This is a genomic window from Serratia sp. DD3, from assembly GCF_000496755.2.
On record NZ_AYKS02000093.1, the window covers coordinates 79,881 to 91,534 of the forward strand.

The window sequence follows — 11,654 nt, forward strand, 5'->3', positions numbered from 1 at the left end:
TAGAGAATTCGCCCCATGAACAAACATTGCTACCGTATCATTTTCAGCCGCACTCAAGGTGAGTTGAGAGTGGTATCAGAACTGGCCCGTAGTTGTAGCACCCAGCCTGGGCAAAGCCGCAGTACCGGGAGTGCCCGACTGTGGGTCACCGTGCGTCTTTCCTTATTCTTGATCGGGCTCGCCTTGTTTACCGAGCCGGTGCTGGCCAATGGCATTGTGGCCGATGGCCAACTGGCACCCGCGCAGCGCCCAGAAGTAATCAATACCCAAAACGGCGTGCCGCAAGTCAATATCAATGCACCGAATCAGGCCGGGATATCACACAACCAGTACCAGCAGTTTGATGTCGACAAGCAAGGGGCGATCCTCAATAACTCTGCGGTGATGACCTCCACCCAACTGGCCGGCTATATCCAGGGCAATGCTAAGCTTGACCCGAATGCGGCACCCGCCAAAGTCATCATCAATGAAGTCAACAGCAACAACCCTAGCCAGTTACGCGGTTTTCTTGAGGTCGCAGGCGGCAAGGCGCAAGTGGTGGTGGCCAACCCGTCAGGCATCATGTGTGACGGCTGCGGCACCATCAATGCGGGGCGCATGACCCTGACCACTGGCAAACCTCAGTTGAATGCGGATGGCAGTGTGGCGGGTTATCAGGTTGAACGTGGGGTGATCCAGGTTCAAGGCGGCGGCCTGAATGGCGATCCGCGCCACGATACCGAATATGTCGATATTCTGGCGCGTGCGGTGCAGGTGAACGCCGCCGTCTGGGCGAAAGAAGGCGTCTCAGTTGTCGCAGGGCGAAACCAGGTCGGTGCAGATGGCAAAACAGTCACTGCACTGGCAGGCAGTGACGGCAATGCCCCTGAACTGGCGATCGATATGGGCCAGATGGGCGGCATGTACAGCGGCCATATCCGCATGGTCGGCACAGAAGCCGGTGTAGGTGTGCGCAATCAAGGCGGGCATCTGCAGGCTGAAAAGACCCTGGTGGTAAGCAGCGAAGGCAAACTGACCTGGCAGGCTGGCGCGGCAGAGCCTCACACGCAGGCCGGGGGCGATATCACCCTCACAGCCAGAGACAGTGTTGAGCATCATGGCAAACTGTACAGCGGTAGCCAACTTAGCGTGCAAAGCCGCCAGGGGGAGATCACGCAATCTGGCACCTTGGCAGCAGCGGGCAATGTCACGCTGCAGGCCGCGCAGGCCATCCAGAGCAGCGGGCATCTGTTAGCAGGCAGTGATGCCAACAGCACTCTGATCCGCCCGGCGGATTTAACGCTCGAGAGTCAGTCAGATATTCGTGCCAGCGGCAGCCTGATGAGCCAGAAAAAGGTGAGCGTGACGGGTCGTAATGTGGATATCAGCCAGAGCCGTGTGGCGGCAGAGCAAGCCGTATTGACGGCGTTTGCCGGGGATGTTGCTCTACAGCAGGCACAGGTTGATAGCCAGCAGTTCACCGTGAACAGCCAGAGTAATGTTTACTCGCAGCAGGCGCAAATCCGCGCGGGCAGTTGGCAAATCACCGCCGATAACCTGTTTAACCAGGCGGGTATTTGGTCACAGGTGGGCGCAGGTGAAAGCCGTTTTGCCCTGCGGGGTGCGCTGGATAATACCGATGGCAGCATTGAAACCCAGCAACTCAGCCTAAATACCACCACCCTTAACAACCTACGTGGTCGGCTGGTGGCTTTGGATGGCACAGCGCAACACTGGCGCGTGAGTGGCCTGCTGTCCAACCAGGCCGGGGTATTAGGTACGAATAGTAGTTTGCAGTTGGATCTGGGCACGTTAGACAACCAACAAGGCACGCTGCAAAGCCAATCGCATCTGACTGTCACCACAGAGCAAGGGGCGGATAACCGCCAGGGCAAGCTACTGTCAGGTGGTGATCTGACCCTGAACAGCCAAGGGGCGGATAACCACCAGGGCAAGCTACTGTCAGGTGGTGATCTGACCCTGAACAGCCAGGGCGCTGTGAATAACAGTGCCGGTGAGATCCGTGGTCACCATCTGCAACTCGCTGCACAGGCGCTGAACAATGCACAGGGCCAAGTGATCAGCCTGGCGCGATTGCAGCTTGACACCCGCCAGTCGCTCGATAATCAGCGAGGGCTGATAGAAGCGGGCGATACCCTGGATATCAGCACGACAGGGAACTGGGATAACCGCAACGGTACCGCACTGGGGGCAAAACAGGCCAAGGTGACGGCAGGTAGCCTGGATAACGCATCAGGCAAGCTGCAGTCGGGCGGAGAGTTAACACTCAACACTACCGGCAATGTCAACAACCAGGCGGGTATCCTGACGGCACAACAGAACCTCTATTGGCAAGGCAGCCCACTCAGCCTGTTTAACAATGACGGGGGCAAGCTGTTAAGCGGCGGTGCGCTGTCACTGAATGGCGGGCAACTGAATAACCGCCAGCAAGGGTTGATACAAAGCCAGCAGGCACTGACATTGAACCTTGGCGGGGCATGGAATAACCAAGGCGGGAAGGTGGCCAGCGGTGGCAGCAGCACGCTGCGTGCACTCAGCCTGATCAATGCACAGGGTGAAATCCAGGCCTTAGATAGCCTGGATATGCAGTTCACCCGCACGTTGGATAACCGCAGCGGTAACATCATCAGCCAAGGGTCACAGCACTTACAGGCCGAAAATATCGATAACACCGAAGGATGGATCGGCAGCCAGGGCACACTGACAACGATCAGCCAGGGTTTCGATAACCAACTGGGTGAAGTGGTCAGCCAGCAGGATGCCGAACTCACCGCGACCTACTGGAATAACCAATACGGTACGCTGCAATCTGCCGCTAATCTGGTACTGCGCACGGTGCAAGACATCACCAACCAGGGCGGAAAGATCAGTGCACAAAACCGTCTCTGGCTGCAAGGGCTCACTGACGCGACGCTTGCCGGAGTGCTATATAATGCGGGGGGGCAACTGCTGGCAGGTGAGCAACTCTGGATCCGTGCTCAAGGCATCGATAACCAGCAAAATGGTCTGCTCTATAGCCAGAAACAGCTGCAATTAACGCTCAACGACACGCTGGATAACCGCTTGGGCAAACTGCAAAGTGGCGAAAATATGCAGGTCAGTGCCCTACAGTTGTTGAATACGCAAGGGATTATTGACAGCCAGCAGCAACTCAATCTGCAGCTTTCTGGCATATTGGATAATACCCGTGGCACGCTGCGTGCCAATCAGGCCCAGCAAATTTCTGCTGACCGTGTACTGAACGCGCAAGGCGTGATCAGTAGCCTGGGGAGCCTGCAGCTGACGACCAGCCAGTTTGACAACACCGCAGGTACGGCGATCAGCCAAGGGGTGGGCGATTATCACTTCAGCACACTTGAAAACCGGCAGGGTAAAATCCACAGCGGTGGTGCACTCACACTGAGCGGCAGCAGCGTGGATAATCAGGGCGGTCAATTGGTCTCCAGCCAGGCGCTGACGCTCAATAGCGAGAACGTGGACAACCGCAACCAAGGGATCATCAGCAGCCAGGGAGCACTGACCGTGCACGCCCAGCAGGTTAACAACCGCGACGGTGGCCTGCTGATTGGCACCACACAGACCGAAGTGAACGCTCGCACGCTGGATAATACCGCCGGACGTGTGCAGAGCGCAGGAACCCTGACGCTGTCGCAGTTGGATTCGCTGGATAACCGTCAAGGGTATCTGCTCGCCAATAACGCGCTGAGCATCAGTGGCGGGGCTCTGTCGCTGTTTAACCAGGGCGGTAACATCCAAAGCGGCGGGACATTAACGGTTTCGACCCAATGGCTGGATAACCAATCGGGCACACTGCTCAGCCAGCAGGCACTGCAACTCAGCGTACAACAGGATTACACACACCGCATCGGGGATACCATCAGTAGCAATAGTGCGGTGACCTTTAGTGTCGCAGGCGTGTTGACCAACCTGGCGGATTGGTTGCTGCCGGGAGATCTGACGCTGTACAGCGCACATTTAAACAACCTTGCCAGCCTGGTGGGTAATCAACTGCATCTGACCACCGGGGCGTTGACCAACCAGGGGCGTATTGAAGCCGATACGCTAACCATTAACGCCGACAGCCTGGATAACCAGACCACGCTGATGGCGGATAATCTGGTGGTCAACAGCCGGATCCTTGACAACCATGGCCGTGCAGCGCTGATTGCTGCCACGGAAAACATCAGCCTGATAACCGGTGAGCGGTTAACCAACCGCGAGGGTGCGCTGATTTACAGTGCGGGCGGTTTGCAGCTTGCCAGCGATGATCTGATTGAAAACCGTGCTAGCAATATTGAAGCCGATGGGGACCTCACCCTGAGCGCCAAACGATTTGACAACCTCCGTGAAGGGCTGGAGATTGCGCGTGAGGCGGAGAGCAGTGAGTACAACTGGCACCGTTACAACTACTACTGGCGTTCATACGATTCTGGCGTGAATACCGACCCGGCCTCTATGGCACCAACCACTCAACAACTGACCTTCCGTGATGATGCGGCGGCCGCGAGCAACCCGTATGGCACGCTGCTGAATATTGATGCTGCTGCTAAACGTGCTGAAGTGCAGGTGAAAGATAATCAAGGCCAACTGATCAGCCTGTGGGTAAACTATCTGGCCCTTGTCCCGAATGCTGACGGCAGTTATGCCATGACATTCTATGAAACGCGCGGTTTCCGGCAGAATACGGTGCCGACCCCTTACCACAACACCGTATGGCGGGAGCATGACTGGGGATCACTGGAACAGTGGGATCCCCAGTTGCATATCGATATCGCCGCTGCGCCGTTTGTGACCGACTACAACAACTTCCGTGAGCGCACGGTCACTGGCACGCTGACCAGTGACAAGCTGATCTCCGCTGGCGTTGGGGCCTACCTGCTTGCAGGCGGCAACATGACCCTGCAGATTGGCGAGCAGTTGCTGAATGATGCCAGCACCATCAGTTCCAACGGAAATCTGACGATTGACGGCACCGCCAACATCATTAACCGGGGATACTCAGTGAATGAACGGCGCCAAGAGTTTATGGTCGATCACTACGACAGGGATACTAATCACTGGTACCCCACGTTCAATCGGGATGAAACCACCGCACTGATGACCATTGATGGGGTGATCAGCGGCTATGGTAATGTGACGATCGGCGGCGCGCATCTGGAAAACACCACGGTTAACCAGGCACAAATCAGCGCTGTGGAAGCCGCGCTGAATGCCGCGGCGGCCGAGCGGGCCGAATGGGAGCGCAACCCGTTGGCGGTCAACGTCAACGGGAGTGACTGGCAGGCTGCGGATACCGGTCTGGCGGGAAGCAGCCAGCCGCTGACACCGAGTGAACTGGCGTTAACCGACAAACAACACCTGGCTAGTGTAGCGACCACTATTCCCAATAATGGCCTTTTCCGCCAGCAAACTGAAGCCAATAGCCCGTTCCTGGTGGTGACTGACCCACGCTTTACCAGCAAAAGCAATTTCCTGAGCAGTGACTATTTGCTGCAACGCGTAGGCTATGACCCTAGCCAGGTGCATAAACGCCTGGGGGACGGTTACTACGAGCAACGCGTAGTACGTGAACAGTTATTGATGCTGACCGGGCGACAATCGTTGAAAGGTGACGACGCGATGGCGCAATACCAGGCTTTGATGAATAACGGCATCAAAGTGGCGGAAGATTTCCACCTGGTACCCGGCGTAGCACTCACGCCGTCACAAATTGCCGCCTTGCAGCAGGATATCGTCTGGCTGGTGAGTGAAACGGTAGAGACGGCTGAGGGACCACAGACCGTGTGGGTACCGAAAGTCTATCTGGCCAACAGCACAATCCGCGTGACAGGTGATGGTGCAGTGATTGCCGGGGGTAACCTGCAATTGTCTACCGGTAGCCTCAGCAATGCGGGCAACCTGTTTGCCGACAAAGCGATGAGCATTGACACCAGCACATTCCTGCATCAGGGGGGCGATATTCGTGCAGACACGATCAACGTGCAGGCCGACAGCATCAGCCTAAGCACCAACCTGCAGAATGCATTGCGCCAAGCGAGCATGAGTGCGCGCGATCTCAGCCTGAGCGGCGGTGATATCAGCCTACAAGGCGCGAAGCTTAGCGCCACCGAAAACCTCAGCCTGAGTGCCAGCAACAGTATTAACATCACCACCGCACGGAGCACCACCACGGCAGACGTGAGCGTGATCTCCGGTGCAATGGGCAACCGTAAACGCGAAGGAATGGAAGAAGCTGGGAAGCGGATGGCCCAGGTCAGCGGCGAATGGCAGCAGGCGTTGGGCAGCAGCCTGACCGCCGGGGGCAACCTTAACCTGAAGGCGGGCCAGGATATCACTCTGCAAGGTAGCCAAGCCAGTGCCGGGGGCAAAACCCAGGTGCAGGCCGGGGGCAATGTCTCTTTGCTGGCGGATACCACCACCAACAGCACGCATCTGGAAGCCAACAGCCGTGCCTCGACGGTGAGCAACAGTCGTCAGGCGGACACCCTACACACCAGCGGGTTAAGCGGTGACAACGGCGTCACAATTCTGGCTGGCGGCAACTTTGTGGCTGAAGGGGCACAGGTGGAGAGTACGTCGGGCGGTATTGGGCTAAGTGCACAGCAGGTGACGATTAAAGAAGCGCGCCAGCAGGTAAGCGATAGCGACAGCGAACAGAACAAGGTCCGTAAAGCGAAAAGTCAGCGCCAGAGCGAGATCACCAGTGACACGGGTCAGGGCAGCCTGTTCAGCGCCAAAACGGGTGTCACCGTCATCGCTGAACAAGGGGATATTCTGCTGCAAGGTAGCACGCTGCAAAGTGAGAAAGGGACGATAGGGCTGAAGGCCACCGGTGATATCTCGCTGAATGCCAGCCAGGATGAACAGCATTTAGTGCAACATGGCAGTAGTAGCAGTAAAGGGTTTCTGAGTAGCAAACAGAGTGCCTATCAGCGTGAAGAGCACAGCAGCACGGCCAATGGCAGCCTGCTGAGCGGCCAGGAAGTGATCCTGCAAAGTGGCAAAGATATCAATGTACAGGGCAGCAATATTGTGGCCAGCGACGATATCTCGCTGACGGCGAAGAACAACATCACTGTAGATACAGCGGAAAACCAGTATCAGTCTAGTGCAGCGAGCCAGAGTAAGAAGTCCGGTTTCTCTGGCACCGGAGGGATTGGTTTTAGCTACGGTACGCAAAGCCTGAAGATGACTGATACTGAGAACAGCATCAGCCACACTGGCAGTACAATAGGCAGCACACAGGGTAATGTGACGTTAAACGCGGGCAATAATCTGACGGTGAAAGGCTCGGACTTGCTGGCGGGTAAAGATATCAGCCTGACAGGTAAAGAAGTGAATATTCTGGCGGTTGAGAACCAGAGTAGCCAGAGCCACACCGTTGAACAGAAAAAGAGCGGATTGACGTTGGCGCTGTCGGGCACGGTGGGCAGTGCGCTAAATACCGCAGTGACCAGCGCCAAGGAGGCGACCAAGGAGACAGATGGCCGCTTGGCAGCGTTACAGGGTATGAAAGCGGCACTGAGCGGCGTTCAAGCAGCGCAAGGCGGCGTTCTGGCCTCGGAAAATGCAGCAGATCAGAACGCCATCGGCGTGAGCCTCTCCTATGGTAGCCAGTCGTCGAAATCGGAACAGACGGCCCAGCAGACGCAGAGTCAAGGCAGCACTCTGACGGCGGGGAATAATCTAAACATTCAGGCAACTGGGAGCGACATCAACGTTCAGGGTAGCCAACTGCAGGCTGGTAAGGATATTACCCTGAATGCGGCACGGGATGTAAACCTGGTTTCTGCCGAGAACACCTCTCAGCTTGAGGGTAAAAATGAGAGTAAGGGGGGGAGCGTTGGTGTCAGCATTGGTGCGGGCCAGGGAGGCATGGGTATCAGCGTCTCGGCCAGTGTTAACAAAGGCAAAGGCAGCGAAAACGGTAACGGTACCACCCATACCGAAACCACGCTCAATGCGGGGAATAACCTGAGTATCACCAGTGGTCGCGACACTACCCTGACCGGGGCGCAGGTCAGTGGTGATAAGGTGATCATGGATGTGGGTCGCAACCTGACGCTCACCAGTGAGCAGGACAGCGACAACTACGATGCGAAGCAGCAGAACGCCAGTGCGGGCGCGAGTTTCACGTTTGGTTCGATGACCGGCTCGGCGAGTGTCAACCTGAGCCGTGACAAGATGCACAGCAACTACGATGCGGTGCAGGAGCAAACGGGGGTTTACGCAGGCAAAGGTGGCTTTGATATTACGGTGGGTGAACATACCCAGTTGAACGGCGCCGTTATCAGCTCAACCGCCAATGCAGACAAAAACTCACTGGATACCGGGACCCTGGGCTTTGGGAATATCGAGAACAAAGCCGAGTACGAGGTTGAGCACCAGAGTGTGGGTATCAGCTCTGGCGGCCCCATCGGCTCACAGTTCGCTGGGAATATGGCCAACGGATTGTTGACCGGGGTGAATGGCAGCGGCAGCGCCAGTTCAACCACCCAGTCGGCAATCAGTGACGGTACTATCACCATCCGTGATAAAGACAACCAGACGCAGAACGTTGACGATCTCAGCCGAGATGTGGAAAATGCCAATCCGGGGCTGGACCCGATATTCGACAAAGAGAAAGAGCAGAATCGGCTGCGTGAAGCGCAGATGATTGGGGAGATCGGGAATCAGGTCAGTGATATCGTGCGCACGCAGGGGCAGATAGACGCCACCAAAGCGGCAAACGATAAGATGAAGGATATCAAGCCGGAAGATCGTACCGCGGCAGAGAAGCAGTGGCGATTAGAACACCCCGGCCAGGAACCGAAAGACGACGATATTAATAATCAGATCTACCAAACGGCCTATAACAAGGCGTTTAATGAATCCCCTTATGGTACGGGTGGCAGTCTCCAACGTGCTGTGCAAGCAGCAACAGCAGCGGTGCAAGGGCTAGCCGGTGGCAATATGGCCCAGGCACTGACAGGTGCCGCAGCCCCTTATCTGGCGGGTGTCATCAAAGACGCCACTGGGGATAACCAAGCCGCCAACGCCATGGCTCATGCGGTATTGGGGGCCATCACCGCTTATGCCAGTGGTAATAATGCCTTGGCGGGTGCAGCCGGAGCGGCCACGGGTGAGTTGATGGCCAAACTGGTGATGGAACAGTTATATCCAGGTAAGAAAGTCAGTGAGTTGACGGAAAGCGAGAAGCAAACCATCAGCGCCCTTGGCACGCTGGCGGCTGGACTGGCAGGGGGCCTTGCGGGTGACAGCACCAGCAGTGCAGTAGCGGGAGCACAGACGGGTAAGAACGCTCTGGAGAATAACTTCCTCAGCAGCACAGAAGCCAGAGCGCTTGATAAAGAACTCTCCGACTGTAAAGCGTCCGGTGGTGACTGTACGCCGGTGATTGAGAAATACATTGAAATCAGCAACAAGAACAGCAAGGAAATGAGAGAAGCTTGTACTGGCGGTGGCGTAAGTTGTGTGACATGGGAGGAACTTATCCAAGGTGCAACCAACGTTGCCAACGATGCTCACTCATCACAGTTCCGATTGGATGAAAAGCTGAAAGATCCTGATGCAGCGGCATTGGTGAATTATCTTAACGGTACCGATCTTAAATTCCTGAAAGACAATATTACTAGTGGGGATCGCCTGTTGTCTGTTATTAGCGATCCGACGTCATGGCCGGTAGCTGTAATGGGTGGGAAAGCCATTATCACCAATGCTGCCACTAATGGAAAAGAGCAATTAATTGCGGTGGGTGTATCTGCTGGAATTGGGGCGGGTATTCAATATGGCACAACAGGTGAAGTGAAACTCGCTGATCTGATTGGTTCAGGTGTAATAGGTGCTATTACTGCGGGTAAAGCCTATAACCCAACGGTGACTTGGAATGCTGCAGGCGGGTATTACCAAGCAAAAATCGAGGGGGACGATCCATTTATAGCAGCGCTCTTAAGCAAAGCGGGTGCGTCAGCGGGTTATGCTGTTGGTAATATTATTAAGGTACAAGCGGATAAAGTATTTAATCCTGTATCGAAACAATATGAGTGGGTTCCAACGGGAGTATGGACGATAACAAAACCTGTGCCACAAAGCTCCATTCCTTCTATTTTCAGTAATTTAGGAGACTCATTTTCGTCTGGTCTTTTGGGCGATAGTTTGAAAGGAACAACGTCAGGAGAAAAAAATGAATCTAAACAGAAGGAGTAAATCTTTCAACGTGATGATATATCTTTGTTTTTTGATGTGTGTCGGTTTGATTATGATAGGGTTGTTTTCGTATTTATTAAAAGGATGGCTTGTCTGGAATCTTGATGAGCCCTTTCCTTTTGGGAAAGAAGAAATAGTAACTATTCTAAAAATTAGCTTGCTGGGTGTACCTATGGGAATAATATTTTGGTTATTTGATATTCGTTAATTTATGCATTTGTTAAGAATCCCGGCCAGTTGGCCGGGATTTTTGCTTCTAAGCCCTAAAATCCGTCCTCTTCCCGCCGCTGCACCCGAATAATCCCCGGTGCGGCGGTGAGTTGCAGTTGTTCAGCGCTGGTGATGCCGGACTCGGTGAGCCAGTCGCCAGCAATCACCAGTTCGCCGTTATCCCGCACCCAGTCCGCCCCCAAATCTTGCCGCTGTTGGCTAACCGCGCACAGTGCGAACCAGGTGGCTTCATCGGTGACGGTGGTGACCCACAATGTGCGGTTCCTCAGCGTCACTTGCAACGGGGTGCCGCTGGTAAAACCCAGTGCGGCCAGTGGCTTGCCGGACAGCGTAAATTCGGGGATCGGCTCAGGGGTAAAAGTGATGTTCATGCGTTCCCCTCCGTGGTGGTTGCGGTGCGGATAATCAGTTGGCCCTGCTCCGCAATAATGCTCACGGGTTGGCCCTTGTTAAACCCCAGCGCTTCCAGCCAGCGGCCCTTGATGGTCAGTTGCGGTAACGGGTTCGGCCTGCCACCGTTGGGGCGGTAGCCGACAATACTCTTGCGGGCTTGGGGTGTGGCGGGTTCTGACTTATGATGTTGCGGCAGTTGCTCTTTAACAATGTTGGGGAAATGGCGTAACAGGCCGAAAACGCGCGTCTGGGCAAAAAGTTGCCTGTAGCAAAATGCACTGGCAAAAAACGGTTTTAACTGACTGATAGAACAGGGAAAAAATGAGTTCGACAGCCAACTTCACGACAGAGCAAGTTGTTGTGGAGAATAACTATCTCGACGCCAGTGATAGGATCCGCCAAGACAAACTGAAAGCCAAACTGGCCAATGGCACGATCACTGATAGTGAAGTGAAAGATCTGGCTGATCTGACGCTAAAGAATATTACCAGTGATGCCAATCTGAAGGATGCCTGTGCTGATGGAGCCAGTCCGGGCTGTATCAAGGAGATGAAACTGGCGCTTGCTGCCAAAGACAGCTATCTAGGTTATGCCGAGTACCAGACCTATTACGACTTACGTGACCAGTACCCAGATGAAATGGCGAAGTTCGGTGATCTCATTGGTGACTACACGCACGATCTGGTAAAGCTGATTGAGCAAGGCTATACAAAAGAGCAAGCCCAAACTAAGCTGGCGCAAGATGCGGCCTACGCAGCCAAATATCAGAAAGCCATTGATGAGGTACCTGGATGGGCCAAGATAGCGGTGACCATCCAGGATAC

5 protein-coding genes are annotated in these 11,654 nt (G+C 55.0%); 3 read left to right on the forward strand and 2 right to left on the reverse strand.

Annotated elements, in window-relative coordinates; translation table 11 throughout:
• The first annotated feature begins 15 nt into the window (after nt 1-15).
• Both IO95_RS19165 and IO95_RS19170 read left to right on the forward strand, forming a co-directional pair.
• A complete protein-coding gene (locus IO95_RS19165; protein WP_023489254.1) occupies nt 16-10,206 on the forward strand; it encodes a hemagglutinin repeat-containing protein in 10,191 nt (3,396 codons plus the stop codon).
• Entirely contained in the window at nt 10,184-10,414 is a 231-nt protein-coding gene (locus tag IO95_RS19170) for a hypothetical protein (RefSeq protein ID WP_023489253.1), read from the forward strand. The genes IO95_RS19165 and IO95_RS19170 overlap by 23 nt, the downstream gene beginning before the upstream one ends.
• A 55-nt stretch (nt 10,415-10,469) precedes the next feature.
• Here IO95_RS19170 and IO95_RS19175 read toward each other — a convergent pair whose 3' ends face one another.
• Together IO95_RS19175 and IO95_RS24370 are read right to left on the reverse strand one after the other, a co-directional pair.
• Nucleotides 10,470-10,808 (reverse strand): type I addiction module toxin, SymE family, encoded by a 339-nt coding sequence (locus IO95_RS19175; RefSeq protein WP_023489252.1) that lies wholly within the window; start codon nt 10,806-10,808, stop codon nt 10,470-10,472.
• Nucleotides 10,805-11,026 (reverse strand): SymE family type I addiction module toxin, encoded by a 222-nt coding sequence (locus tag IO95_RS24370; RefSeq protein ID WP_037386899.1) that lies wholly within the window; start codon nt 11,024-11,026, stop codon nt 10,805-10,807. The genes IO95_RS19175 and IO95_RS24370 overlap by 4 nt, the downstream gene beginning before the upstream one ends.
• Nucleotides 11,027-11,151: 125 nt before the next feature.
• Between IO95_RS24370 and IO95_RS19180 the strand changes: the two genes are divergently transcribed.
• On the forward strand, nt 11,152-11,654 hold a 503-nt coding region (locus IO95_RS19180; protein ID WP_037386627.1), incomplete at its 3' end, for a DUF6862 domain-containing protein.